The organism is Brevundimonas sp. UBA7506 (assembly GCF_002479495.1).
Taxonomy (GTDB): Bacteria; Pseudomonadota; Alphaproteobacteria; order Caulobacterales; family Caulobacteraceae; genus Brevundimonas.
Genome location: NZ_DLNQ01000014.1, coordinates 58470 through 82504, shown reverse-complemented (window position 1 = coordinate 82504; position 24035 = coordinate 58470). Strand labels below are relative to the sequence as shown.

The window sequence follows — 24035 nt, the reverse complement described above, 5'->3', positions numbered from 1 at the left end:
TACGATCAAGGAACACCCTCATGGCGGGCCTCAAGGACAAGCGCGGCTTTATCGACAAGGACCGGCTGGACCTGTCCGAACGTCAGGCCGTCGAATACTGGATGAAGCGCTGGGGCGTGACCCGCGACCAGATCGTCACCGCCCACCGCAAAGTCGGCCGCATGACCAAGGACATCGCCGCCGAACTGGGCAAGAAACGCTAGTCAGCCGGTCTTCTTTTTCGGCGCGGCCTTCCTGGCGGCAGGCTTGGCCGGAGCCGCCTTGGAGGCCGCCCCCTTCAAACTCGCTTTTAGCGCCGCCATCAGGTCGATGACATTGGTGTCGTCCGGCTCGGGGGCCGAGACCACGCCCTTCCCGCCCTTCTGCTTGGCCGCGATCATCTCGCGCAGGGCTTCGTCGTAGCGATCATGGAAGCGGGTCGGATCAAACGCCGCCTCCTTCTGGCCGATGATCCGGGCGGCGATCTCGACCATGTCGGGGTCGGCCTTCGCCTCCGGGATGTCGTCGAAGAAGTCGTCGGCGTTTTTCACCTCGTCGTGGGCGCGCAGGGTGTAGGCGACCAGTCCCTTGCCGTGGACCTCCAGCGCCAGTTGTCGCTCCTTGCCGCGCAGCACCAGTTGACCCAGGGCGATCTTGCCCGCCGTCTTCATCGCCTCGCGGATCACGGCGAAGGCTTCAACCCCGACGCCCTTTTCCGGCACCACATAGAAGGGGTCATCCCAATAGAGACGGTCGATGTCGGCCTCGTCGACGAACTGGTCGATGGCGATGGTCCTGGTGCTTTCCAGCTTCACCTTGTCGAAGTCGGCCTCGTCGAATAGGACGTATTCGTCCTTGGAGACTTCATAGCCCTTGACCAGATCCGACCGCTCGACCGGTCCGGTGTCGGGGTCGGTCGTCACCATGCGGATCCGGTTGTTCGTCGCCGGGTTGATCAGGTGAAAGCGCACGTCGGCGGCGCTGCTGGTCGCCGTGTAGAGGGCGACGGGACAGGTCACCAGCGACAGCTTCAAATGCCCCTGCCAGGTCGGTCGCGCGGCCATGATCCGGTCCTCCAGCCCGCTTCAACGGGTGCGGCGCGGATTCGTTCAGGCCTCTGGCCCCGGCCGAAGAACCGCGCAATCATCCGTCCATGACCTGGATCGTCCGCCTGTTCCGTCTGCACGCCGCCCTGTGGCTGGGGCTGGCGGTGCTGGGCGCGGTCATCGCCCTGACGCCCGGCGTCCGGGACTGGCCGACGCGGATCGCGGCGGGATGGGGCGCGGGCGCCGCCGCCTTTCTGGCCCTGACCTTCGCGCGACTGATGCGCGCCCGCTCGGTCGAGGCCATTCGCAAGCGCGCCGCCGAACTGGATCAGGCTGGCGGCGCGGTCCTGCCCCTCAGCCTGCTGGCGGCGGCCGCCAGCGTCTTCATCATCGTCATGGAGGCGGCCGACGGCGGCAAGCCGTCGGCGGCGGCGGCCTTCTTCTCGATCGTCGTCATCGCCCTCTCCTGGCTGTTCGTACATGTCATCTTCACCCTGCATTACGCGCATGAGTTCTACGCGCCCGACGACACGGGAAAGGGCGACCGCCAGGGACTGATCTTCCCCGGCGAGGACGACGCCGACTACTGGGACTTCCTGCATTTCGCCCTTATCATCGGCGTCGCCAGCCAGACCGCCGACATCCAGATCAGCAGCCAGAAGCTGCGCCGCATCGCCACGCTGCACAGCCTGGTCGCCTTCCTGTTCAACACGGTGATCCTGGCCCTGGCGGTCAATATGGCGGTGAGCCTGTTGGGCTAGCCCGCCGCCTTGCGCTCATCAAAGGCCAGCCTCGCCGCCTCGATACGATCCAGGTTCTTCTCCGCCCAGGTCCAGACCCCGCAGAAGGCTTCGGCCAGGGTCACGCCAAGATCGGTCAGCCGGTATTCGACGCGCGGCGGAATGACCGGATGCACGGTCCGCACCACGAGGCCGTCGCGCTCCATCTGCCTGAGGGTCTGGGTCAACATCTTCTGACTGATGCCGCCGACCCGTTCGCCCAGGCGGGTGAAGCGCTGCTCCCCGTGCTGCTCCAGCACCTCCAGGATCAACATGGTCCACTTGTCCGCCACCCGCCCAATGACCTCGTTGACCAGAGCCTCAACGCGCGCATCGACCGGCTCATCGCTATGTGGCGACGAAATTCTCGCGGCCGGATAGTGCGTCATATCCAAATCTTCCCATCCGGTAAGTATGGCTGTTTCTGGTGCCTACTTTCTAACGGAGAGCATAGACCATAGCTGAGCCCCGGCGTGAATGCGCACACCGAAGGAGCCCGAAATGAAGATCACCGGCAACACCATCCTGATCACCGGCGGCGGCAGCGGCATCGGCCGCGCCCTGGCCGAAAGCCTGCACGCGCGCGGAAACCGCATCATCATCACCGGCCGCCGTGAGGCGCCGCTGAAGGCCGTCGCCGCCGCCAACCCCGGCATGGCCTGGGCGACCCTGGACATGGAAGACTCCGCCGCCATCCGCGCCTTCGCCGACCGGATCGTGCGGGACCACCCCGACCTCAACGTCGTCGTCAACAACGCCGGGATCATGCAGCCCGAGGATCTGACCGCCGAGCCCTTCTCGCTGGAGACGGCCGAGACCACCATCGCCACCAACCTGCTGGGCCCGATCCGGCTGACCATGGCCCTGCTGCCGCATCTGCGCCGCCGCCCGGCCTCGACCGTGATCACGGTCACCTCCGGCCTCGCCTTCATCCCCTTGGCCGCCACTCCGACCTACAACGCCACCAAGGCGGCTATCCATTCCTGGACCCAGTCCCTGCGCACCCAACTGGCTGGCGCCTCGGTCGAGGTGCTGGAACTGGCCCCGCCGGCGGTCGCCACAGACCTCATGCCCGGCCACGCCGAAAACCCCGCCTCCATGCCCTTGGCCGACTATACGGCCGAGGTGATCGGCCTGATCGAGCGCGGCGAAACCCCGCGCGGCGAGATCCTGGTTGAGCGGGTCAAACCCTTGCGCCGCGCCGAGATCGACGGGCGCTACGAACAGATCTACGCTGCTCTGAACGGCCATACCTGAGCCTGAAAAATCAAGGCCGCGCCCGCGCCGCCTTGACTTGGCCGCTATTGAGGCCCATCTGCGCTGCACCGCACAATCGCGGTATCCGGTTTCCTGCAACGCGTGTGGGCCTTCCTCCCCGAAGACCTGATTGCAGACGCAGCCGGCCAGACCTCAGAGTCATTACGTCGTCCGGACACGCGGGGCGGCGCCCGATCCACCCCGACGGCTTCATTCCGAAGCTCTATCGGGACTGGCGGTGCGTCTTCCTTGTTGCGTGCGGTCAGAAGGCTTCGCCTTCTCGACCTGACGCACGCGGGATGCGCACTTCCGCAAGCGAAAGACGCTCCGTGAGCAACACCACCTTTGAATCCATGGGCCTGAACAAGGCCATCCTTCAGGCCCTGGCCGCGACCGGCTATGAAAAGCCGACGCCGATCCAGGCCAAGGCCATTCCCGACGTCATGGCGGGCAAGGACCTGCTGGGCATCGCCCAGACCGGCACCGGCAAGACGGCCGCCTTCGCCCTGCCGATCCTGCATCGCCTGGCCGAGAACCGCATCCCGCCGCGCCCGCGCACCACGCGCGCTCTGATCCTGAGCCCGACGCGCGAACTGGCCACCCAGATCGGCGAGAGCTTCAAGCAGTACGGCGCCCATCTGGGCTTCCGCGTCGCCGTCATCTTCGGCGGCGTGAAGTACGGCGGCCAGGAACGCGCCCTTCAGCAGGGCCTGGACGTTCTGGTGGCCGCCCCCGGCCGCCTGCTGGACCACATCCAGCAAAAGACCCTGGACCTGTCGACCTGTGAGATCTTCGTCCTGGACGAGGCCGACCAGATGCTGGACCTGGGCTTCATCAAGCCCATCCGTCAGATCGTCAGCCGCATCCCGGCCAAGCGTCAAAACCTCTTCTTCTCGGCCACCATGCCGTCGGAGATCGGCAAGCTGGCCGGCGAGCTGCTGAAGGATCCCGTCAAGGTCCAGGTCACGCCGCAGTCGACCACGGTCGAGCGCATCAAACAGTCGGTCATCCACATCGAACAGGGCCGCAAGCGCGCCCTGCTGACCGAGCTGTTCAGCGACCCCGCCTATACGCGCTGCCTGGTCTTCACCAAGACCAAGCACGGCGCCGACAAGGTCGCGGCCTATCTGGAAGCCGGCGGCGTCGAAGCCGGCGCCATCCACGGCAACAAGAGCCAGCCGCAGCGTGAGCGCGCCCTGGAAGCCTTCAAGAACGGCAAGCTGCGCGTTCTGGTCGCCACCGACATCGCCGCGCGCGGCATCGACGTGGACAAGGTCACCCACGTGGTGAACTTCGAACTGCCCTATGTGCCGGAAGCCTATGTCCACCGCATCGGCCGTACGGCCCGCGCGGGCAAGGACGGCACCGCCATCAGCTTCGTCGCCGGCGACGAGATGAAGCTGCTGAAGGACATTGAGAAGGTCACGCGCCAGAAGATCCCGGCCGTGGATCGCCGCAACGACAAGGCCCTGGCCCAGCTGGACGCCTCGATCATGGCGGCGGGCGTGGCCAAGAAGGCGACCCTGCCCGAGCGCGAAGGTCGTGAAGGCCGCGGCGGCGAAGGCCGCAATCGTCCTCGCAACCCGCGTCGCGACGGCGTCAAGCCGGAGGGCGGCGGTCAGCCGCACCGCCAGCGCAAGGGCGGCCGCGACCGCACCCACCACGCCGAGCGTCCGGCGGCGGCCTATGATCCGATGGCGGGCGAACGTCCCAAGTCGTCGCCGCGCGCCCAACCGGCGGCCGAGCCCAAGCCGGTCGGCGAGATGAAGCGCCGCCCCCGTCGTCGCCCGTCGAACGGCGGCAAGGGCTACAGCGCCTAGGATCGTCTGATCCGAAGCCAAAGAAAAAGGGCGGCTCCCGCAAGGGAGCCGCCCTTTCCATATGAGTCTGGGGCCGGGATCAGAAGGCCCAGCGCGCGCCCAGCGAGGCGACCAGAGCCGAACCCTCGGCCGTGCCGCGCAGGTGGGACGTCGTCGCCGCCGGAGTGCCGGCGTAGAAGGTGCGGTCGTCATAGATGTCTGAGTCGCTGAAGGCGATGTAGGTCAGACCCGCGTCGAAGGTCACGCCCTTGTTCACCTCGGTCGAGGCGCCGACCGAGACCAGCAGACGGTCGGCGTCGGGGATGCGGGCCGTGCGCAGGCTGTCGCGGGTCGGGGTCGGATCATAGCCGACGCCGGCGCGCAGGGTGGTCTTGTCGCTGTAGGCGTAATCCAGGCCGATGGCGCCGGTGGTCACGTCCTTGTAGTTCTGATGGATGGAGTCGCCGCCGTTCGGATATTCGACGTTGATGGCGTCGAACTCGGACCAGCCGATGCGGTTGACCTGGGCGTTCAGGGTCAGCTTGTCGTTGACGGCGTAACGCACCGAGGCCGAGGCGAACCACGGGGTGTTGAAGCTGGCCATGCCGCCGGTCGAGACGCTGTTGGGCGCCAGGGGGCCGGTCAGGACGATGTTCACGTCGCCGTCCAGTTCATGCTCGATGGCCGAGCGATAGGACAGGCCAAAGTCCCACGCGCCCTTGTGCACCTGGGCGCCGACGTTCCATCCGAAATCCCATCCGTCGCCTTCCAGCGAGGACGAGCCGTCCGGCAGCAGGGGCGAGACCGACGGCATGGCCGAGGTCAGCTTGGCCTTGACGTACTGGGCGTTCAGGCCGGCGCCGAGGTCCAGCCAGTCGTTGACCTGATAGGCCACGGTCAGGCTGGCGTCGCCCGAGCGCAGTTCCGAGGTCAGGGCGTCATAGCGGGCGAACGAACCCGGCTCGTATTTGGTGGTGAAGTTGTAGGGCGCGGCCACCGAGACGCCGACGGCGAAGCGGTCGCCGATCGGGGTGGCGAAGGCGAAGTTGGGCACCAGGCCGCTTTCGATCGGATCCACCTCGGTGTTGCGCGGGTCGCGCACCGGCACGTTCACGCCGCCCGGATAGGTGACATAGGAGCCGGCGTTCTTCACTTCGGAGTCGATGCGGATGGCGTGCATGCCGAACGACAGCTCGCGCCCGCTGCGGGCGATGGCGGCGGGGTTCCACCACATCGAGCCGGTGCCGCGATCGGCGGCTTCGCCCGAGAAGGCGCGACCGGCGCCGCGCACCGACTGTTCCTGAAGATAGAAGGAGCCGGCGAAGGCCGGGGCCGCCACGGAGGCCATGAGGACTGCAAGGCCGCCGATGCGAGCCGTGTTCCTGGGGGTCATACTGTTTCACCTATGTAAGTCCGCCCGTTCTTACTGGTGAACGGGTCGTTTTTCGGGGAGAGGCGCCACGCTATCAGCCACAGCGCTCGTGTCATGAAAGCGTTGCGCCTGAGACTCCTCTCGGACCGCAAATCGTCGAAACCGTGGCGACTTTGTCGCACAATTCTACACCTGAGACGGTGACGTTACGGCAAGATTAATTCCCAAATAACGCAGTTCGCGAGAAAGATCGTGTTCCGCAAGGTCAACTTTCGCTTCATCACGACCACGGATCACCAGCTGGGTTCCGACCGGTCCTTCGCCGCCCAAGCCGAAAGGATAGCTGCCGAACGACAGGTCCGGACGAGCCTCCGCGGCGGCCCTCAGAACCTCGGCGACGCCCCCCTCGCCGACGCCTTCGACCCGGATCGTCCTGGCATGGACCACGGCCCCCGTGCGCAGACGCGGGACCACGTCCTGCAGCATGGCCTCCATGATCTTCGGCACGCCCGCCATGACGAAGACATTGCCGATCTGGAACCCCGGCGCATCCGTCACCGGATTGGCGATCAGGGTCCCGCCGTCAGGAATGCGCGCCATGCGCCGGCGCGCGGCGTTGAACTCGCCAGGTCGGTAACGGCGCTCCAGAACGGCCACGGCGTCAGGGTGCTCGTTCACCGGCACGCCGAAGGCGGCCCCGACAGCGTCGGCGGTAATGTCGTCATGGGTCGGACCAATGCCGCCCGTCGTGAACACGTAGTCATAGGTCGCGCGCAGGGCGTTCAACGCCTCCACGATCTGCGATTGCCGGTCGCCGACCGTGCGCGCCTCCATCAGGTCGATCCCCAAGGCCGCCAGAAATCGGGCGATGGTGTTCAGGTTGGTGTCCCGCGTCCGACCGGACAGGATTTCATCCCCGATAATCAGAACGGCGGCAGTGGGGGCGGCTTGATCGGTCATGATCTGCAGATAGGCGCCGCCTTCCGCCGCGTCATCGTCTCCGCCTGACGGGGTTGAGCTTTTGTGCTAGTCTCGCCATCTGACGTCTAAGAAACAGCCGCCCTCCCTTTCGTCGCGGCGCCCGAAAGCAGATCATGTACGAGACCCCCGACCTGGATACCGACGCCTTCGTCCGCAGCCATGAAATCCGCATCCATGACGCGGAGGCCTTCGAGGGCATGCGCAAGGCCGGACGTCTGGTGGCCGAGGCTCTGGACATGATCGGCGAGCACGTGAAGCCCGGCGTCACCACCGGCGAACTGGACGATCTGGTGCGCGAGTTCACCCTGGCGCGCGGCGGCGTCCCCGCCTGCCTCGGCTACAAGGGCTACACCCGGACGATCTGCACCTCGATCAACCACGTCGTCTGCCACGGCATTCCGGGCGACAAGGTTCTGAAGGAAGGCGACATCGTCAACATCGACCACACCGTCATCATCGATGGCTGGCATGGCGACTCGAGCCGCATGTATCCGGTCGGCGAGATCAACGCCCGGTCCAAGAAGCTGATCGACGTCACCTATGAGGCGCTGGAACTGGGTCTGGCCCAGGTCAAGCCCGGCGCCACCTTCGGCGACATCGGCTATGCCATCCAGAAATTCGTCGAGGCCCAGCGCATGAGCGTGGTGCGCGACTTCTGCGGTCACGGCATCGGCCGCGTCTTCCACGACAGCCCCAATGTCCTGCACTATGGCCGCCGCGGCGAGGGCGCCGTGCTGAAGCCCGGCATGTTCTTCACCGTCGAGCCGATGGTGAACCTGGGCAAGCCGGCGGTGAAGGTGCTGTCCGACGGCTGGACTGCCGTGACCCGCGACAAGTCCCTGTCGGCCCAGTGCGAGCACACCATTGGCGTGACCGAGGACGGTCTGGAAATCTTCTCGGCCTCGCCGAAGGGCCTGTTCCGCCCGAAATTCTAGACCCCGCTCATCCCCGCGGAGGCGGGGACCCAGAGCTTTGGCCCCGCAATCCAGCGCTTGATCCCTGCGACGGACAAGTTAGCGTCCGGTCCCAGGACTGGGTCCCCGCCTCCGCGGGGATGAGCGGATGGGGGCATCGTGTCCGACGGCGTCGCGGGAGCAATTCCAAAGCAGGCCAAGCCGCACCACGCCGGTCATCGCGAACGGCTGCGCGAACGCGCGCGCGGCGCCGGCATCCACCACCTGCCTGACTATGAACTGCTGGAGCTCTTCCTGTTCCGCAGTCAGCCGCAGGGCGACGTCAAGCCGATCGCCAAGGCCCTGCTGACCCGCTTCGGCTCCCTGGCCGCCGTCCTGGCCGCCTCGGTCGAGGACCTGATGACCGTCCGCGCAGAGGACTCGCGCGGCCGCTCCAAGGGCGTCGGCGCCGAGACCGCCCTGGACCTAGCCGCCCTGCACGAGGTATCGCGCCGCGTGGCCAAGGAGGAGGCCAACAAGCGCACCGTCATCTCGTCCTGGACGGCCCTGCTGGCCTATGTCCGCCTGTCGCTGCAGCACGAGCCGCGCGAGCAGTTCCGCGTCCTCTACCTCGACAAGAAGAACCAGCTGATCCTCGACGAGATCCAGAACCGGGGCACGGTGGATCACGCCCCTGTCTATCCGCGCGAGGTGGTGCGCCGCGCGCTGGAGCTGTCGGCCAGCGCCATGATCATCGTCCACAATCACCCCTCCGGCGACCCCACCCCCAGTCGCGCCGACATCGACATGACGAGACAGGTGATCGAGGCCGCGCGCTCGCTCGCTGTCCAGGTCCACGACCACCTCATCGTCGGCCGCGAAGGCGTGGCCAGCTTCAAGCAACTGGGTTTGATGTGACCATCCTGACCACCGACCGCCTGACCCTGACGCCTGTCGCCGTCGGCGACATGGACGATCTGATCCCGCTCTGGGCCGACGCCGACTTCACCCGCCACATCATGGGGCGCGGCCTGTCGGAGGAAGAGGTCTGGTTCCGGCTGTTGCGCGATATCGGCCACTGGCAGGCCAAGGGGTACGGCAACTGGTCGATCCGCGAGACGGATACTGGCGCCTATGTCGGCAGCGTCGGGGTGCTGGACTATCGGCGCGAGATGACCCCGGCCTTCGATGCGCCGGAACTGGGCTGGGGCGTGGCCCCCGCCTTTCAGGGTCAAGGCCTGGCGCTTGAAGCCCTGCAGGCGGCCCTGACCTGGACCGACGCCTATCGGCTGGAGCCGCGCACCGTCTGCATGATCTCGCCCGACAACGCCCCCTCGGTGAAGCTGGCGGAGCGCGTCGGCTACCGCCCCTATGCCGAAGCCGACTACAAGGACTCGCGCGTCACCCTGTTTGAACGACCCCGCGCGGTTGCGGGCTGACAGACGGCGCAGACCTCTCTAGGTTTTACAGTTCAGATCCGATCTTCCGGTTTCGAGAGTAGCTTCATGCCCATGTCCGTCGACGTCCTTCGCGCCCATCTGGTCGAGGCCTTCCCCGATGCGGACATCGCCATCGAGGACCTGGCCGGCGACGGCGACCACTATCGCGCCCGGATCGTATCAGCGGCTTTCAAGGGCCTGCCGCGTGTGCGCCAGCACCAGTTGGTCTACGGCGCGTTGAAGGGTCAGATGGGCGGCGAGTTGCACGCCCTCGCGCTGGAGACCTCCGCCCCTGCCGAGGCGGGCTGACCCATGCGCTATCGTCCGTTCGGCGGCACCGGCGCGGCGGTCTCGAACCTGACCCTCAGCCTCGGGCATGAGGCCCTGGGGCGGGGACGCGCGGCCCTCAGCGAGCTGATCTTCACCGCACTCGAAGCAGGGGTGAACAGCTATCACCTCGAGAACGCCGACCCGGTCCTGGCCGAGATCGTCGGCGAGGCCCTCGGCCATGTCGAGCGTCGCCTGGTCTGCGTCGGCCTCACCCTGGGCGTCGGCGACGGGCGTAAAAAGGGCTTTCGTGACTTCTCGGCCGAGGGCCTGAGCGGATCGATCGACCGCGCCCTGCACGCCTCGGGTCTGGGCTGGTTCGACGTCGCCGTGCTGGACGAACCCGCCGACGATGAACTGCCCCAGGCTTCGCTGATCGTGCTGAAGGCCCAGCGCAAGGCCGGTCACGTCAAGCTGCTCGGCGTGTCGGGCGACGCGCCCGTGATGGACGTCTATGTCTCGACCGGGGCCTTCGACGTTCTCTACACCCCCTTCCACGCCAATGTGGAATGGCGCATCCGCTCGCGGATGCGAGCCGCGCGCGAACGCGACATGGCGGTCTTCACCTACGACTACTTCCCTGAAAGCCTGTCGACCGAACGCAAGGCGGCGGGCGCGGGCGCAGCGCCCAAGAAGAAGGGCCTGTTCGGTTTCGGCGCCAAGCCCGTCGATCCGGGCCTGGCCAACGCCGGCTCCTTCGCCTTCCTGCACCAGACGACGAACTGGAAGGCCGAGGAAATCTGCCTGGCCTTCACCTTGACCGACCCGGCCATCGCCAGCGTCATGGTGGACGCCGTCAATCCAGAGCGGATGGAGGCTCTGGCGGCCGTTCCTGAGCGCGATCTGCCGCCCGGCCTGTCGGCCCAGATCGAGATGGCGCGCGTGGGCTCGGCGGCGGCTTAGCCGCCCACAGCGACGAACGGCCCGTTGAGGAAGCCCGGCTTGCGATAGGCCAACCGCGCCCCGTCCGCCCCCAGGACGCGGCCCCCGGCCGCTTCCAGCACCGCCTGCCCGGCGGCCGTATCCCATTCGGATGTCGGCCCGGTGCGCGGGTAGGCGTCGAAACGGCCCTCGGCGATGAGGCAGAACTTCAACGACGAGTCCGTGCCCTGCCACCGGCTGCAGCCGTGACGCGCGGCCAGCCGCGCCGCCTCCTCGTCGGTCATGCTGTGGCTCAGCAAGGCGACGCCTTCGGCCGGACGGTCGCGCACCTTGATCGGCCGCCAGGCCTCGCCGAAGGCGCGGCGCACGGCCCCCTTGCCTGGTGTGGTCGAGGCCCAGGTCACCCCCGTGGCTGGGGCCGTCACCACGCCCGCGACAGGGGCGTCGCCGCGCATCAGGGCGATGTTGACGGTGAAGCTCTCGCGGCCCTGAACAAAGCCCTTGGTCCCGTCCAACGGGTCGATCAGCCAGAACCACTCGCCGACCGAGGTCGGGACGCCGTCGGCGGCGGAGGCTTCCTCGGCCACAGCCTCGACCTCGGGCCAGTGCTCGGCCAGCCGCTTCAGGATCAGGGCCTCGGCGGCGCGGTCGGCCTCGGTCACCGGGCTGGCGTCGGACTTGGTCTCGACCGCCGTGTCGGCCCGCCAGAACGGCAGGATCAGACGCGCAGCCTCCTCGGCGATGTCGGCGATGGTCTCGGCGAGGGCGCCGGAAGCGAGGTCGGTCTCAAGAGCGTGCGTCATGTCTTCGCCTCGATAGCCCATGCGACCGGTTTCAAGAACCGGCAAATCAGGTCAGCCTTAACCATTCCATCCAGAAGACCGCCCGAACGATGACCCTCCCTGACCTAGCTATTCCCTCGGCCGACCTCGCCGCCGCCGACCTGCCCGTGGGCGGCGCCGAACTGGCGGCCTTCATCGCTGGAAAGCTGTGTCACGACTTCATCAGCCCGGCCGGCGCCATCATGTCGGGGCTGGACCTGCTGGAGGACCCCACCGCCCAGGATATGCGCGACGACGCCATGAGCCTGATCCGCCAGAGCGCGAAGAAGATGGTGGCCCACGTCCATTTCGCCCGCGTCGCCTTCGGCGCCGCCACCACCAGCGAACACTTTGTCTCGGCCGAGCTGCGCGGCCTGGTCGCCAACCTGTCCGAAGGCGGACGCGCCACGCTGGACTGGCGCATCGACGACGGCCAGACGCTCTCCAAGCCCGAGGCCCGCATCCTGATCAATCTGGCCTGGATGGCCCTTGGCGCCCTTCCGACCGGCGGGGTGGCGACCATCACCGCTCGCCGCGAAAGCGACCGTCTTCTGCTGATCGGATCGGCCGAGGGGAACCGCGCGCGGCTCAAGCCCGAGGCCCTGACCGGGCTCGGCGGGCAACGCCTGACCGAGGGTCTGGCCGGTCAGTGGATCCAGCCCTACTGGCTGTGGCTGGCCGTCAACGAGGCGGGCGGACGCCTCGATGTCGCCAGCGACGAGGGCCGCGTCGGTCTGATCGCCCGCATTCCGGCCTGATCGCGGCCCGTTCCAATCGTCCGTTAACCCCCAGGAACGATCATGGCGCGAGCCGCGCTTTGATTGTGCGCGCAGCGGGATAGAGCCCTTGGACCTCAAGACCTGTTTGATCGTCGATGACAGCCGGATCATCCGCAAGGTCGCGCGCCGCATCATCGAGGACCTTGGCTTCGAGGTCGATGAAGCCGCCGACGGCGCCGAGGCCCTGACCTACTGCATGGGCCTGATGCCCCAGGTGGTCCTCCTGGACTGGCAGATGCCGGTCATGGACGGTCTCAGCTTCCTGCGTCGCCTGCGCGACCTGCCTGGCGGCCGCGTACCCAAGGTGTTGTTCTGCACGATCGAGACCCGCGCCGACCGGATTGCAGAAGCCCTGTCCGCAGGGGCCGACGATTATGTTATGAAACCCTTCGACGGCGAGATCCTTCATTCCAAACTCGCCGAAGTGGGAGCTGTTCAGTCGCCGTCATGACGCCGGAGGATTTCGATCGCCTTCAGACCTTGCTGGCGTCCCGCGCCGGCTTTCGGCTGTCGCGCGACCGGATGCATCTGGCCGAGCATCGCCTGGGCCCCGTGGCGCGCCGCGAGGGCTACCACAATGTCGAGGCCATGCTGGCGACGCTGTGGAACAAGCCGGTCGCCTCGCTTGGCTGGGCGGTGATCGAAGCCCTGCTGAACGGCGAAACCTGGTTCCGCCGCGACCGCGCCGTTTTCGACGTCTTTGCGCGTGAACTGATGCCGGCCCTGACCGCCGCCCGGCCCGGCGGCAAGGTGCGGCTGTGGTCCGCCGGTGCCTCGACCGGTCAGGAGGCCTATTCCCTGGCCATCGCCGCCCTGGAGAACAGGGCCGACGTGGAAATCCTCGCCACAGACCTGTCGCGCCTGTCGATCGAAAAGGCGCATTCGGGCCTCTACACCTCGTTCGAAATCCAGCGCGGGCTGTCGGCCCGCACCATGCTGCGCTGGTTCGAACAAGCCGATGAACAATGGCGCGCCCGTCCCGAGCTGCGCAGCGCGGTGAAATTCGAACGCGCCAACCTGCTCGACGAACCAGCCGACGAGCGCCAGTTCGACGTCATCTTCTGCCGCCATGTGCTCTGCGATCTGGAGCCCGAACGCCGCGCTCAGGTGTTGGACCGCCTGGAGCGCCAGCTGGTGGACGACGGCTGCCTCTTCCTCGGGGTCGACGAGCGGCCTGAGGGCGACAGCGTCGCCTTCCGTCCGGTCGCCGGCCGCAAGGGCCTGTATGTGAAGGCCCCATCGGCGGTGCGCCGCGCCGCCTAGGCCGTCAGCAGGCCTTCGGCCGCTGCCGCCTTGACCCGCACCTGCGGAACCTCGCTGAAAACCAGATCGCTGACGCCGAAATACTCGGCCTGATTCAGGGCGCACCAGTCGGTCGTGACCAGACGGATGGTTGCCCTGCCCGCGACATCGCTCACCGCACCATAGACGAAGTCGCCGTTGCGCTCGGCCAGGGGCATGGTTCGATCCTGGTTGGCTCGCGCCATGAAGCCCGCCAGGCGTTCAACCGGGACCTCGGCGACCATCAGCTTGCCGTCGAAGCGCACCACGGCGTCGAACTCATAACGCGTCACCGGCCCCGCCGGCAGGCCGGTCCCCAGGGTGGTGTGGCCGATGAAGCCCGCCTCGGCGTCCGCCGCTCTCGCCAGCGCGGCGGCGACGGCCCGGCCGGTTTCGCCCAGGCTCATCGCGCGCGGACTGACGCCCAGCACCGCCCTTTCCTCGTCGGTCAGATGCGTCGCCAGGGTCGTCGCGATCAGATCGGCGATGCGCGCCGATGGCGCGGCTTCGCGATCCACCGCCGTGGAGCCGACCGTGATCCGCCCGTCGTCGAACAGGGTCGCCGTGGTGTAGGCGTTGCTCCACGATCCAGTGTGGGCATAGGCGCTGCGGCCCTGTTCATGCTGGAACAGCAGATGGTTGTGCCCGCCGATCATCAGCGCCCCTTCGGGCAGAAGGGGCAGGATGTCGCGATCCCCGGCCACCCCGGCATGGCTCATCACCAGCATCAGGTCGGCCCCGTCCAGCAGCCGGGCCAGGTTCGCCTGCGCCCAGTCGCCCGGTTCGGGGATCGACAGCCAGTCGCGGCTGACCTTGGGATAGGTGTTCAGCGAATCCGTCCCCGCCCCGACGATGATCAGCGACCGCCGGCCCAACGGCACGGTCACGGCGGCCTCGGCGTAGGGCTGGCCCGTGCGCGCATCGACGATATTGCTGACCACCAGAACGCCCAGCGACCGCATGCGCGCCACCACCTCATGCAGGTCCGGCGTCAGATCGTTGTCGTGGTTGCCCAGGTTGACCACCGTGGGCGCCAGCTTCGGCAGTTCGCCGAGGAAAGCCCAGTCGATGGCTCCGCCTGAGCGCACCGAGACGACGTTGCCGTGCTCGAAGATGTCGCCGTCGATGGCGATCAGGTGCGGAACATCCGATCCTGCGATTTCGGCCTCCAGCGCCGCCAGCAGCTGTCCCGTCCGCTCATAGGCCGAGTGCAGGTCGGACATGGCCAGAACCCGACCGATCGCCTGCGCGCCCGCCGACGGGGCCGACGCCCCCAGGCCCGGCGCTACGACGGCGACGGCCATCAGCTGAAACAGGCGACGGCGGTGAAGGCTGGAAGTCGGCATGCGCGGGTCCCTGTCAGGCCGCCCCGGCGCGTCGAGAGTTTCCTCGCCAGAGGCGGCGCAGCCCTGCCGTTTCGCATGGGACATTGCGCCGCACAATGCCAGGACGCCCCCGTCATCGCCTGATGCGTCAGGTTTTCCGGCAGCGTGTCCGTGTCGCGAAAGCTTCATCGAGCCAGCGCTATCGAAGCTGGCAAAAGCGTCGCCGCAGACCTAGGCCCCTCGCCAGTTTCAACGAGGACCCTCCCCCCATGTCCCCTCGCCTTACCGCCCTCGCCGCTTCCGCCAGCGGCCTCGCCCTGCTCCTCGCCGCCCCGGCCATGGCCCAGACCGCTGACGCCGCCGCCGAACAGGCCGTCGCCGTCGACGAGATCGTCGTCACCGCCCAGCGCCGCAGCGAGAACATCCGCGACGTGCCCTTCGCCGTCACGGCGATGAACACCGAGACCCTGACCGCCATCTCGGCCGGCGGCGCCGACATCCTCAGCCTGTCGGGCCGCGTGCCCAGCCTGCAGGTCGAAAGCTCGAACGGCCGCTACGCCCCGCGCTTCTACATCCGCGGCCTCGGCAATGTGGACTTCGACTTCACCGCCTCTCAGCCCGTCTCCATGGTGATGGACGACATCGTGCTGGAGAGCGTCTACCTGAAGGGCTTCCCCCTCTTCGACGTCAAGCAACTGGAAGTGCTGCGCGGTCCGCAGGGCACCCTGTTCGGCCGCAACACCCCGGCGGGCGTGATCAAGATCGACACCACCAAGCCGGGCGACGACTTCACCGGCTATGGCTCGCTGACCTACGGCAACTACGGTTCGACCCGCGCTGAAGCCGCCGTCACCCTGCCAGCTTCCGACACCCTGTCGGTTCGCGTCGCCGCCCTGTGGAACCACCGCGACGACTACATCAACAACGCCTATGACGCCCCCTTCGCCAAGAAGGACGGCAAGGATCTCGGCAATTTTGACGACATCGCCGGCCGCGTTCACGTCGCCTGGACCCCGACCGACCGCCTGTCGACCCTGCTGACCCTGCAGGCCCGCGACTACGAGGGCACGGGCACGATGAACCGCGCCAACGCCCTGACCAAGGGCTCCAACAAACTGAACGACAACTTCGACCGCGAGACGGTCTGGTACGACGGCGGCCGCAACAACTTCCAGAAGCAGCAGACCACCTCGCAGTCGCTGCAGGTCGCCTATGACTTCGGTCCCGCCACCCTGACCGGCGTGGTCGGCTCCTATCAGGGCTCCAGCCAGGGCGACGGCGACATCGATGGCGGCGTGGCCTCGGCCCCCGCAGGCTCCGGCTACAAGACCCCGTTCAATGTCGAGTCCGGCACCCTCTCGAGCGACCTGCTGCAGAACACCTATGAACTGCGCCTGGCCTCGAACGGCGACGGCCGTCTGGGCTGGCAGGTCGGCGCCTTCTACTGGGACGAGCGCATCAACCTGGTGTCCGGCACCTTCAACGGCACCGGCGGTCTGATCCCCACCAAGGCCACCGACATCGTGCAGAAGTCGGACTCCTGGTCGATCTTCGGTCAGGCCAACTATCAGGTCACCGACGCCTTCAAAATCACCGGCGGCGTGCGCTACACCGACGATAGCCGCGACTATCACGGCAAGATCGTCATCGGCACGCCGGCCAACGCCGAGGGCCAGGTCTCGGTCGGCGACGAGCAGGTCAGCTGGGACGTCAGCGCCCTGTATGAAGTCAACGACAGCCTGAACCTGTTCGCTCGCGTGGCCAGCGGCTATCGCGGTCCGTCGATCCAGGGCCGCAACCTGCCGGTCCTGACCACGGCCGCCTCCGAGACCGTCATGTCCTACGAGGCCGGCCTCAAGTCCCGCCTGTGGAACGGCCGCGCCCGTCTGAACGCCACGGCCTATCTGTATGACGTCAAGGACATGCAGTTCACCGCCATCGGCGGCATCGACAACTCCAACCGCCTGATCAACGCCGACAAGGGTCAGGGCTACGGCCTGGAGATCGACGGCGACGTCTATCTGGGCGCGGGCTTCACCCTGGCCGGCGGCGTGGCCTGGAACCACACCGAGATCAAGGACAAGGACCTTCTGGTCGCCATCTGCGGCAACCACCTGTGCACCATCACTGATCCAATCGTGAAGGTGGGCGCCAGCGACCGCGCCGCCATCGACGGCAACCCCTTCCCCCAGGCGCCGGAGTACACCGCCAACCTGACCCTGTCCTATGTCCGCCCCATCGGCGACGCCCAGGAGCTGTTCGCCTCGACCGACTGGGTGATGCAGAAGGACTTCAACCTCTTCCTCTATGAGGCGGTGGAGTTCCGTCAGGACGCCAACTTCGAGGGCGGCCTGCGCGCAGGCTGGCGCGACCTGAACCGCGGCCTGGAAGCCGCCGCCTATGTCCGCAACATCACGGACGAGGCCAACATCATCGGCGCCATCGACTTCAACAACCTGACGGCCTTCGTCAACGAACCGCGCATGTACGGCGTGGAACTGACCAAGCGCTTCTAAGGCTTCACGGCTGATCGCATCGGAGGGCGGCGACAGGGAGACCTGTCGCCGCCCTCTTGCCATCCGGGCCCAGCTTGGCCCTACTGCCTCCCGGATCGGGGAGGATCTTTCACATGCGGCTGGCCCTGCTGTTCGGATCGCTGACGCTCGCCTTCTTGCTGGCCGGCTGGACCACCCAGGTCCCCAGGCCTCGCCCGCTTGACGCCCCTGCCGCCGCCTTCTCGGCCGCGCGGGCCATGACCGACATCGAGCAGATCGCCCAAGCCCCGCACCCGGTCGGGTCCGCCGAGCACGCTCGCGTCCGCACCTATCTCACAGCCCGCATGACCCAGCTGGGCCTGTCGCCCCAGGAACAGGTCGGGCCCCTGTCCCCCGGCGCGATCCAGCGGCTGAAAAAGGCCGGCGGGGATCCCGACGCCGCCAATAATCAGGCGATCAATCTGGTCGGCGTCCTGCCCGGAAAAGACCGCAGCCAGCCCGCCGTCATGCTGATGGCCCACTACGACACCGTGGTCGGCTCGCCCGGCGCGGCCGATGATTCCACCGGCGTCGGCGCCGTGCTGGAGGCCGTCCGCGCCATCAAGGCGCGCGGCCCCATCGAACGCGACCTGGTCGTCCTGCTGACCGACGCCGAGGAACTGGGCCTGGACGGCGCCCGCATCTTCTTCGGCGGGCACCCCCTACGCGACCGCATCGGGTCCGTGGTCAACCTCGAGGCCCGAGGCGGCGGCGGTCGCGCCGCCATGTTCGAGACCGGACGCGAGGCCGGCCCCACCGTCGACCTGTTCCGCCGCGCCGCCATGCGCGCCGACGGCGGGACCACCGCCACCTCGCTGGCGGTCTTCATGTACGAGCAGATGCCCAACGGCACCGACTTCACCATCCCCAAGGATCGCGGTGTCGGCGGGCTGAACTTCGCCTTCATCGGCCGCCCGGCGCAGTACCATTCCGCCGACGCCACGCCCGAGAACCTCGACCAAGGCGCCCTGCAGCATCTCGGCTCTCAGGCATTGGAGGCCGCCGACGCCCTGCTGCGCGCCCCCGCCCTGCCCGCCAAGGGACCGAACACCGTCTACGCCGACGTCTTCGGCCGCCTGATGCTCAGCCATTCGGCCGTCATGGGCTGGGGCCTGCTGGGCCTGACCGTCCTGCTCGGCGGCTTCGCCGCCTGGCGCGCCCGACGCGCCACCGGCCTGACCGCCGCACAGGTCGGACGCGGCCTGCTGGACGGGCTGTGGTTCCTGTCCGCCGGACTGGTTCTGGCCCAGGCCGTGCGCCTGCTGGCCGGGCCGATGTCGAGCCGCGCCGCCTCCTCCGAAACCTACTATGTCCTTCTGCATCGCCTGCCCTGGATGGAGGCGGGCGCCGTCCTGACCATCCTCGCCCTGGCCCTGCTGTTCCTGACCGGGGCGCGCCGGTCGCGTCCGCGCGTGATCGCCGGGACCGTCGCCGTCCTGACCCTTCTGACCCTGCTGATCGGCGGCTTCAGCCCGGTCATGCTCGGCGCGGGCGTCATCGCCGCCGCCCTGTCGCTGTGGCTGGTCAAGGCCACCACCACGACCTGGGGCGCCTGGCTGGGCCTGATCGCTCTCGCCGTCCTGCTCGGCTGCGTGGTTCAGGGCGCCGCCCCCGAGGCCGCCCTGCTCTTCGTCTGGCCGACCCTGCTGGCGGCGACCGCCGCCGCGCTCGCCGCCCTGATCAACCCCGATCTGACCCGGCCCGCCAGCCTGATCCCCGCCGCCGTCGCGGGCGTGCTCGGCGGCGCCTGGTTGATGGGGCTGGGCCATTTCGTCTTCCTCGGCATCGGCATGGACCTGCCCGGCGCCCTGGCCCTGATCGGCCTGCTGGCCCTGCTCTTCCTGCGCCCCCTCAGCCCGCCCGTCGGCGCGGTCCGCCCGGTGCTGATCGGCGCGGCGGCCTGTCTGGTCCTGGCCTGCGGCCTCAACCTCGCCGCCCGCTTCGCCGAGCCGACCCCCGCCGTGGCCGAGGCCCTGCCCTGACCGTCCGCTGGCGAAACCGCGTCCAACCGTCTATCGCAGCCTGATGTCCCACGATCCCGTTCTCGTCACCGGCTCCGCCGGCTTCATCGGCTTTCACACCGCCCGGCGGCTGCTGGAGCGCGGCGAGACGGTCATCGGTCTGGACAACCTCAACGCCTACTACGACCCGGCGCTGAAACACGCCCGTCTGGCCCAGCTTCAGGCCTACCCTGCCTATCGCCACCACACCCTCGATCTGGCCGACCGCGACGGCGTCGCCGCCCTGTTCGCCGAGCACCAGCCGCGCCGCGTCGTCCACCTCGCCGCCCAGGCTGGTGTCCGCTACAGCCTCGAGGCGCCCGAGACCTATGTGGACTCCAACGTCGTCGGCTTCCTCAGCATTCTCGAGGGCTGCCGCGCGGTGAAGGCCGCCAACCTGGTCTTCGCCTCGACCAGCTCGGTCTTCGGCGCCAACGCCGCCCTGCCCTTCTCGGTGCGTGACCCGGCCGACCACCCGCTGACCGTCTATGCGGCGACCAAGCTGGCCAATGAGGCCATGGCCCATTCCTACGCCCACCTGTTCGGCTTCCCGGCCACGGGCCTGCGCTTCTTCACCGTCTATGGGCCGTGGGGCCGCCCGGACATGGCCCTGTTTAAATTCACCCGCGCCATCCTCAAGGACGAGCCCATCGACGTCTACGGCGAAGGGAAGATGTCGCGCGACTTCACCTATGTCGACGACATCGTCACCGGCGTGATCGCGGCCCTGGACCGCCCCGCCGCCATCGACCCGACTTGGGACGCCGCCGCCCCCAACCCGGCCACCAGCGGCGTCGCCCCCTGGCGCATCCTCAACCTCGGCGCCGGCCGCCCGGTCGCCCTGATGCGCTACATCGAGGTTCTGGAAGAGAAGCTGGGTCGCAAGGCGAAGCTGAACCTCATGCCCATGCAGGACGGCGACGTGGCCAATACCGAGGCGGATGTCGCCGACACCCTGAAAGCCCTCGACTACGCCCCCTCGACCCCGGTCGAGGACGGCGTCAGCCGTTTCGTCGACTGGTACTGCAACTTCTATCGGGAAAACTGAGCGGGCGCGCACACGCGCCGTCTCGACATCCGATTGTCTGAAAAGCCCTGGTGGAGCCGAGGGGAGTCGAACCCCTGACCTCGTCATTGCGAACGACGCGCTCTACCAACTGAGCTACGGCCCCGACCGACAGGCAGATGCCGGAGATAGAGGGCGGCGCGGGGGAGTGTCAACGGGTCGCGGAGGAATCCTTGGCGTTCCCGCAAGGCCCCGCTAGAAACAGGTCTGCTTTCAAGGGAATTGGTTCATGGGCATCGGCGCCGGCGTCATCGGCTTCATCTTCTTCGTGCTGGGCGCGCTGCTGCAGCTTCTGCTGTTCGCCATCATCGCCAATGCGATCCTCAGCTGGCTGTTCGCCTTTGACGTGATCAACTATCGCAACCGCTTCGTGGCCCAGGTGGCCGAGTTCCTGGATCGGTTCACCAGCCCCATCCTGGCCCCGCTGCGCCGGATCATCCCGCCCCTGGGCGGCATCGACCTGACCCCGATCGTGGCCCTGCTGATCATCCAGGGCGTGCAAGGCTATCTGCTGCCGCCGCTGTATCAGGCGGCGCTGGGTCTGGCGGGCGGCTACTAGGTCGTTGAGACTCGGACACGGGCGGTCAGGAATCTTAATCCCGCCCCATTCCGCCCCTTGCGCCCGGCGGGCGGGCTCCTAAGGTGCGCGCGACGGGTCCCCGCGGGACCGCAGATTGCGCGTATTTATGACCACGATCAGGACAGTCGCCGTTATCGGCGCCGGGCAAATGGGTTCGGGCATCGCTCAGACGGTGGCCGCCGGCGGCTATGAGGTGCGGCTCTACGACCTGTCGGCCGAGCGCATTCCCCTGGCCCAGGGCGAGATCGCGGCCAGCCTGGCGCGGCGCGCCGCGCGCGGGCTGATGACCCAGGCCGAGGCCGATACGGCCCTGACGCGGATTCAGCCCGTCGCCTCCCTGGCCGAGGCGGCCCAGGCCGATCTGGTCATCGAAGCGGCGTCCGAGGACGAAGCGGTCAAGAAATCGGTCTTCGTCGACCTGCTGCCCCACCTGCGCCCCGACACCCTGCTGGCGTCCAACACCTCGTCCATTTCGATCACGCGCCTGGCCTCGGTCAGCGACCGGCCCGACCGCTTCATCGGCCTGCACTTCATGAAGCCGGCGCCGACGATGAAGCTGGTCGAGATCGTGCGCGGCATCGCCACCTCGGCCGCCACTTATGAGGCCGCCGTCGCCTTCGCCGAGAGCCTGGGCAAGATCACCACCGAATCCGAGGACTTCCCCGCCTTCATCGTCAACCGCATCCTGGTGCCGATGATGAACGAGGCCATCTATGTCCTCTACGAAGGCGTCGGCAACGTCGCCTCGATCGACAAGGCGCTGAAGCTGGGCGCCAACCATCCGATGGGGCCGCTGGAGTTGGCCGACTTCATGGGTCTGGACGTGGTCCTGGCCATCATGAACGTGCTGTACGACGGTCTGGCCGACAGCAAGTACCGCCCCTGCCCCCTGCTGGTGAAGTATGTCGAGGCCGGCTGGCTGGGCAAGAAGAGCGGCCGCGGCTTCTACGACTATTCCGGCGCGACGCCGGTCCCGACCCGCTGATGCTGCGCCTCGACCGGATCGAGGACCTCCCGGGCCTCAAGCGCGTCGCGCCGCGCCGTTCGACCCAGAGGTTCGTGCTGGCCGCCCTCGCCGCCGCCGCCTGGCCGCCGCTCATTCTGACCCTGGCCGTCTGGCCGCCCGAAAACTGGGCCTCGGGCGTCGACACCGACTGGCGGCTGGTGTTGCTGGTGCTGGGCCTGATCGCCGCCCCGGCCGGCCTGTGGCTGCTGCGCCAGACCCATGAGCGGGTCGGCCGCCCCTCGACGCGCCTCGGCGTGGTCTGCCGCTTCATGGTCTTCGGCGGGCTGCTGGCCGCTGCCGTACAGACCCTGATCGCCCTGGTCATGTCCCTGTTGTCGGTGATCGCCTCGCAGAGCCTGGTCCAGGGGCTGGGCGCGCTGGAGACCACCCTGCTGATCTTCGGCGTCGCCGGTCTGCCGCTGGCGGTGCTGGTAGGCGTCAGCTACGCTCTGTGGGCCGGTCTGTGCGTGGCCTTCATCGCCTTTGCGCCCGCCCCCGTGGTCAAGGGCCGCATGGGCCTGATGCCGAACGGTCAGCCCTGAACATTACCGCGTTTTAAGGTGTCGGCGCCGCCCGCAGCCCGCATGACCGGTCTCCTCGACGGGGGAGAGCCGACGCCATGACTGATCAGATCCTTCTCGCGGACAGCCCGCAGCCCGTGGCCGCCGGCGCGCGCATCCAGACCCTGGACGTGCTTCGCGGCGTGGCGGTGCTGGGCATCCTGGCGGTCAACGCCCCCGCCTTCGCCCTGCCCATGTCGGCGGCGATGTCGCCGGAGCAATCGCCTTTCCCCCTGGTCGGCGCCGCTGCTGCGGCGCAGTGGACGGTCGAGGTCTTCTTCCACCAGAAGTTCGTCACCCTGTTCTCCATGCTGTTCGGCGTCTCGATCTTTCTGGTCGGCGGTCAACGCGGGGACGGGGCGCGCGGTCGCGTGCTGCGCCGCCGCCTGATGTGGCTGGCCCTGTTCGGCGTCATCCACGGTGCCGCCTTCTGGTACGGCGACATCCTGCTGCTCTACGCCTGGTCGGGCCTGTTCGTGATGCTGATGCGCTCGATGTCGGCCCGTTCGCTCATTCTGTTCGGAGCGGCGGCCACACTGGCCCTGGCCACCATGCAGGCCGCCACCATGTGGCTGACGGTCAACGGCCCCGCCGCCCTGGTCGAGGCCATGAGCGACGACAGCATGGACCTGGCCGAAGGCGCTGTCTCCGCCAGCATCGCCGCCTATCGCAGCGGCTGGCCCGCCGGCCTGATCGAGAACCTGAAAGCCTGGGGCATCCTGCAAAGCGCCAGCCTGTTCGGCTATGTCTTCGCCACCATCCCGCTGATGATGCTGGGCCTGGGCCTGTTCAAGGCCGGCTTCTTCCATGGCCGCTTGCAGACCCGCGTCTATCTGACCCTGCTCGCGGTCGGCGGCGCGGTCCTGGCCCTGCTCGGCGTGTTGGAATGGCGTGAAATCACGGCCGGACCGGGCGTTGAAGCCACCCATGGCTGGGCCGAGGTCGTCGCCTCCTACCCGATCTTCATCACCCTGGCCTACGCCAGCGGCCTGATCCTGCTGACCTCGCGCGGCGTCATGTGGGTGCGCCGTATCTTCGCTCCGGTCGGGCAGATGGCCTTCACCAACTATCTAAGCCAGACGCTGATTATGAGCACCCTCTTCTACATGCCGTGGGGGCCGCGCCTGATGGGACAGATCGATTACCCGGCCCAGTGGGCCGTCGTCGCCGCCGTCTGGGCCCTGCAGTTGATCTGGTCGCCGCTGTGGCTGAGCCGGTTCCGCATGGGGCCGCTGGAGTGGCTGTGGCGCCGCCTCAGCTATGGCCACGATCTGCCTCTACGCCGCGCCGTCTGACCAAGACGCCGGACAGCAAGTTGCAGCCGGTCCG

Annotated in this window: 25 protein-coding genes and 1 tRNA gene; 19 read left to right on the top strand and 7 right to left on the bottom strand. The window is 67.8% G+C overall.

Annotation, left to right across the window (positions count from 1 at the left end; genetic code table 11):
• Window positions 1-20 precede the first annotated feature (20 nt).
• Window positions 21-203 (top strand): DUF3606 domain-containing protein, encoded by a 183-nt coding sequence (locus tag B3K53_RS12440; protein ID WP_292084701.1) that lies wholly within the window; start codon window positions 21-23, stop codon window positions 201-203.
• On the opposite strand, the gene B3K53_RS12435 is transcribed toward B3K53_RS12440, so the two are convergent.
• Window positions 204-1043 (bottom strand): Ku protein, encoded by an 840-nt coding sequence (locus B3K53_RS12435; protein ID WP_292084700.1) that lies wholly within the window; start codon window positions 1041-1043, stop codon window positions 204-206.
• A gap of 89 nt (window positions 1044-1132) precedes the next feature.
• Here B3K53_RS12435 and B3K53_RS12430 point away from each other — a divergent pair, with 89 nt between their 5' ends.
• Window positions 1133-1786 carry a DUF1345 domain-containing protein gene (locus B3K53_RS12430; protein ID WP_292084699.1) on the top strand — a complete coding sequence of 218 codons (654 nt, stop codon included), beginning with the start codon at window positions 1133-1135 and terminating at the stop codon, window positions 1784-1786.
• Here B3K53_RS12430 and B3K53_RS12425 read toward each other — a convergent pair.
• Entirely contained in the window at window positions 1783-2193 is a 411-nt protein-coding gene (locus B3K53_RS12425; RefSeq protein WP_292084698.1) for a winged helix-turn-helix transcriptional regulator, read from the bottom strand. The two genes, B3K53_RS12430 and B3K53_RS12425, sit on opposite strands and share 4 nt — an antisense overlap.
• Window positions 2194-2305: 112 nt before the next feature.
• Here B3K53_RS12425 and B3K53_RS12420 point away from each other — a divergent pair, with 112 nt between their 5' ends.
• Both B3K53_RS12420 and B3K53_RS12415 read left to right on the top strand, forming a co-directional pair.
• Window positions 2306-3061, top strand: coding sequence for an SDR family oxidoreductase (locus tag B3K53_RS12420; protein ID WP_292084697.1), 756 nt, complete (start codon window positions 2306-2308; stop codon window positions 3059-3061).
• A gap of 353 nt (window positions 3062-3414) precedes the next feature.
• The gene (locus B3K53_RS12415) at window positions 3415-4881 is read left to right on the top strand and encodes a DEAD/DEAH box helicase (protein ID WP_292084733.1); all 1467 of its coding nucleotides are present in this window, start codon (window positions 3415-3417) and stop codon (window positions 4879-4881) included.
• 79 nt (window positions 4882-4960) lie between these two features.
• Here B3K53_RS12415 and B3K53_RS12410 read toward each other — a convergent pair whose 3' ends face one another.
• Window positions 4961-6253: an OmpP1/FadL family transporter gene (locus B3K53_RS12410; protein WP_292084696.1), complete on the bottom strand. Its 1293-nt coding sequence runs from the start codon at window positions 6251-6253 to the stop codon at window positions 4961-4963.
• Between the two features lie 165 nt (window positions 6254-6418).
• The gene (locus B3K53_RS12405) at window positions 6419-7192 is read right to left on the bottom strand and encodes a competence/damage-inducible protein A (RefSeq protein WP_292084695.1); all 774 of its coding nucleotides are present in this window, start codon (window positions 7190-7192) and stop codon (window positions 6419-6421) included.
• A gap of 134 nt (window positions 7193-7326) precedes the next feature.
• Here B3K53_RS12405 and map point away from each other — a divergent pair, with 134 nt between their 5' ends.
• From map to B3K53_RS12380, 5 genes are all read left to right on the top strand, one after another.
• Window positions 7327-8148 (top strand): type I methionyl aminopeptidase, encoded by an 822-nt coding sequence (gene map / locus B3K53_RS12400; protein WP_292084694.1) that lies wholly within the window; start codon window positions 7327-7329, stop codon window positions 8146-8148.
• Between the two features lie 138 nt (window positions 8149-8286).
• A complete protein-coding gene (gene radC, locus B3K53_RS12395; protein ID WP_292084693.1) occupies window positions 8287-9024 on the top strand; it encodes a RadC family protein in 738 nt (245 codons plus the stop codon).
• The gene (locus B3K53_RS12390) at window positions 9021-9545 is read left to right on the top strand and encodes a GNAT family N-acetyltransferase (protein WP_292084692.1); all 525 of its coding nucleotides are present in this window, start codon (window positions 9021-9023) and stop codon (window positions 9543-9545) included. Before radC ends, B3K53_RS12390 begins: the two co-directional genes overlap by 4 nt.
• 66 nt (window positions 9546-9611) lie before the next feature.
• Window positions 9612-9854: a BolA family transcriptional regulator gene (locus tag B3K53_RS12385; RefSeq protein WP_292084691.1), complete on the top strand. Its 243-nt coding sequence runs from the start codon at window positions 9612-9614 to the stop codon at window positions 9852-9854.
• A 3-nt stretch (window positions 9855-9857) separates the two neighbouring features.
• Window positions 9858-10775, top strand: coding sequence for an oxidoreductase (locus tag B3K53_RS12380; RefSeq protein WP_292084690.1), 918 nt, complete (start codon window positions 9858-9860; stop codon window positions 10773-10775).
• Here the strand turns inward: B3K53_RS12380 and cysQ are convergent.
• The gene (gene cysQ, locus B3K53_RS12375) at window positions 10772-11557 is read right to left on the bottom strand and encodes a 3'(2'),5'-bisphosphate nucleotidase CysQ (RefSeq protein WP_292084689.1); all 786 of its coding nucleotides are present in this window, start codon (window positions 11555-11557) and stop codon (window positions 10772-10774) included. The two genes, B3K53_RS12380 and cysQ, sit on opposite strands and share 4 nt — an antisense overlap.
• 89 nt (window positions 11558-11646) lie before the next feature.
• Between cysQ and chpT the strand changes: the two genes are divergently transcribed.
• From chpT to B3K53_RS12360, 3 genes are all read left to right on the top strand, one after another.
• On the top strand, window positions 11647-12333 hold the full coding sequence (chpT, locus tag B3K53_RS12370; RefSeq protein ID WP_292084688.1) for a histidine phosphotransferase ChpT: 687 nt from the start codon (window positions 11647-11649) through the stop codon (window positions 12331-12333).
• A gap of 88 nt (window positions 12334-12421) precedes the next feature.
• Window positions 12422-12805, top strand: coding sequence for a response regulator (locus tag B3K53_RS12365; protein ID WP_292084686.1), 384 nt, complete (start codon window positions 12422-12424; stop codon window positions 12803-12805).
• On the top strand, window positions 12802-13617 hold the full coding sequence (locus B3K53_RS12360) for a CheR family methyltransferase (RefSeq protein ID WP_292084685.1): 816 nt from the start codon (window positions 12802-12804) through the stop codon (window positions 13615-13617). The genes B3K53_RS12365 and B3K53_RS12360 overlap by 4 nt, the downstream gene beginning before the upstream one ends.
• Here the strand turns inward: B3K53_RS12360 and B3K53_RS12355 are convergent.
• Window positions 13614-14981 carry a metallophosphoesterase gene (locus B3K53_RS12355; RefSeq protein ID WP_292084684.1) on the bottom strand — a complete coding sequence of 456 codons (1368 nt, stop codon included), beginning with the start codon at window positions 14979-14981 and terminating at the stop codon, window positions 13614-13616. The genes B3K53_RS12360 and B3K53_RS12355 overlap by 4 nt on opposite strands.
• A 248-nt stretch (window positions 14982-15229) precedes the next feature.
• Here B3K53_RS12355 and B3K53_RS12350 point away from each other — a divergent pair, with 248 nt between their 5' ends.
• The 3 genes from B3K53_RS12350 (at window position 15230) to B3K53_RS12340 (ending at window position 20542) form a co-directional block, all read left to right on the top strand.
• Window positions 15230-17476: a TonB-dependent receptor gene (locus tag B3K53_RS12350; protein ID WP_292084682.1), complete on the top strand. Its 2247-nt coding sequence runs from the start codon at window positions 15230-15232 to the stop codon at window positions 17474-17476.
• A 113-nt stretch (window positions 17477-17589) separates the two neighbouring features.
• Window positions 17590-19476 carry a M28 family peptidase gene (locus B3K53_RS12345; RefSeq protein ID WP_292084680.1) on the top strand — a complete coding sequence of 629 codons (1887 nt, stop codon included), beginning with the start codon at window positions 17590-17592 and terminating at the stop codon, window positions 19474-19476.
• Between the two features lie 43 nt (window positions 19477-19519).
• The gene (locus B3K53_RS12340) at window positions 19520-20542 is read left to right on the top strand and encodes an NAD-dependent epimerase (protein WP_292084679.1); all 1023 of its coding nucleotides are present in this window, start codon (window positions 19520-19522) and stop codon (window positions 20540-20542) included.
• Window positions 20543-20590: 48 nt separating this feature from the next.
• Here the strand turns inward: B3K53_RS12340 and B3K53_RS12335 are convergent.
• Window positions 20591-20666, bottom strand: a tRNA-Ala gene (locus B3K53_RS12335).
• A 123-nt stretch (window positions 20667-20789) separates the two neighbouring features.
• Between B3K53_RS12335 and B3K53_RS12330 the strand changes: the two genes are divergently transcribed.
• The 4 genes from B3K53_RS12330 to B3K53_RS12315 all read left to right on the top strand — a co-directional run bounded on the left by B3K53_RS12330 (window position 20790) and on the right by B3K53_RS12315 (window position 24001).
• Window positions 20790-21119: a YggT family protein gene (locus B3K53_RS12330; RefSeq protein WP_292084678.1), complete on the top strand. Its 330-nt coding sequence runs from the start codon at window positions 20790-20792 to the stop codon at window positions 21117-21119.
• 127 nt (window positions 21120-21246) lie between these two features.
• Complete coding sequence (locus B3K53_RS12325) at window positions 21247-22125, top strand: 3-hydroxybutyryl-CoA dehydrogenase (protein ID WP_292084677.1); 879 nt, start codon at window positions 21247-21249, stop codon at window positions 22123-22125.
• The gene (locus B3K53_RS12320) at window positions 22125-22688 is read left to right on the top strand and encodes a hypothetical protein (RefSeq protein ID WP_292084676.1); all 564 of its coding nucleotides are present in this window, start codon (window positions 22125-22127) and stop codon (window positions 22686-22688) included. Before B3K53_RS12325 ends, B3K53_RS12320 begins: the two co-directional genes overlap by 1 nt.
• A 77-nt stretch (window positions 22689-22765) precedes the next feature.
• On the top strand, window positions 22766-24001 hold the full coding sequence (locus B3K53_RS12315) for a DUF418 domain-containing protein (RefSeq protein ID WP_292084675.1): 1236 nt from the start codon (window positions 22766-22768) through the stop codon (window positions 23999-24001).
• Window positions 24002-24035 lie beyond the last annotated feature (34 nt).

Bases quoted from the DNA above. Each gene is read 5' to 3' on its own strand.
- B3K53_RS12380 (WP_292084690.1), top strand. From the start codon at position 9,858: ATGCGCTATCGTCCGTTCGGCGGCACCGGCGCGGCGGTCTCGAACCTG.
- B3K53_RS12385 (WP_292084691.1), top strand. From the start codon at position 9,612: ATGCCCATGTCCGTCGACGTCCTTCGCGCCCATCTGGTCGAGGCCTTC.
- B3K53_RS12325 (WP_292084677.1), top strand. From the start codon at position 21,247: ATGACCACGATCAGGACAGTCGCCGTTATCGGCGCCGGGCAAATGGGT.
- B3K53_RS12340 (WP_292084679.1), top strand. From the start codon at position 19,520: ATGTCCCACGATCCCGTTCTCGTCACCGGCTCCGCCGGCTTCATCGGC.
- B3K53_RS12345 (WP_292084680.1), top strand. From the start codon at position 17,590: ATGCGGCTGGCCCTGCTGTTCGGATCGCTGACGCTCGCCTTCTTGCTG.
- B3K53_RS12415 (WP_292084733.1), top strand. From the start codon at position 3,415: ATGGGCCTGAACAAGGCCATCCTTCAGGCCCTGGCCGCGACCGGCTAT.
- B3K53_RS12315 (WP_292084675.1), top strand. From the start codon at position 22,766: ATGACTGATCAGATCCTTCTCGCGGACAGCCCGCAGCCCGTGGCCGCC.
- B3K53_RS12320 (WP_292084676.1), top strand. From the start codon at position 22,125: ATGCTGCGCCTCGACCGGATCGAGGACCTCCCGGGCCTCAAGCGCGTC.
- map (WP_292084694.1), top strand. From the start codon at position 7,327: ATGTACGAGACCCCCGACCTGGATACCGACGCCTTCGTCCGCAGCCAT.
- B3K53_RS12440 (WP_292084701.1), top strand. From the start codon at position 21: ATGGCGGGCCTCAAGGACAAGCGCGGCTTTATCGACAAGGACCGGCTG.
- B3K53_RS12430 (WP_292084699.1), top strand. From the start codon at position 1,133: ATGACCTGGATCGTCCGCCTGTTCCGTCTGCACGCCGCCCTGTGGCTG.
- B3K53_RS12355 (WP_292084684.1), bottom strand. From the start codon at position 14,981: ATGCCGACTTCCAGCCTTCACCGCCGTCGCCTGTTTCAGCTGATGGCC.
- B3K53_RS12405 (WP_292084695.1), bottom strand. From the start codon at position 7,192: ATGACCGATCAAGCCGCCCCCACTGCCGCCGTTCTGATTATCGGGGAT.
- B3K53_RS12425 (WP_292084698.1), bottom strand. From the start codon at position 2,193: ATGACGCACTATCCGGCCGCGAGAATTTCGTCGCCACATAGCGATGAG.
- B3K53_RS12350 (WP_292084682.1), top strand. From the start codon at position 15,230: ATGTCCCCTCGCCTTACCGCCCTCGCCGCTTCCGCCAGCGGCCTCGCC.
- B3K53_RS12410 (WP_292084696.1), bottom strand. From the start codon at position 6,253: ATGACCCCCAGGAACACGGCTCGCATCGGCGGCCTTGCAGTCCTCATG.
- B3K53_RS12330 (WP_292084678.1), top strand. From the start codon at position 20,790: ATGGGCATCGGCGCCGGCGTCATCGGCTTCATCTTCTTCGTGCTGGGC.
- B3K53_RS12420 (WP_292084697.1), top strand. From the start codon at position 2,306: ATGAAGATCACCGGCAACACCATCCTGATCACCGGCGGCGGCAGCGGC.
- B3K53_RS12435 (WP_292084700.1), bottom strand. From the start codon at position 1,043: ATGGCCGCGCGACCGACCTGGCAGGGGCATTTGAAGCTGTCGCTGGTG.
- cysQ (WP_292084689.1), bottom strand. From the start codon at position 11,557: ATGACGCACGCTCTTGAGACCGACCTCGCTTCCGGCGCCCTCGCCGAG.
- B3K53_RS12360 (WP_292084685.1), top strand. From the start codon at position 12,802: ATGACGCCGGAGGATTTCGATCGCCTTCAGACCTTGCTGGCGTCCCGC.
- chpT (WP_292084688.1), top strand. From the start codon at position 11,647: ATGACCCTCCCTGACCTAGCTATTCCCTCGGCCGACCTCGCCGCCGCC.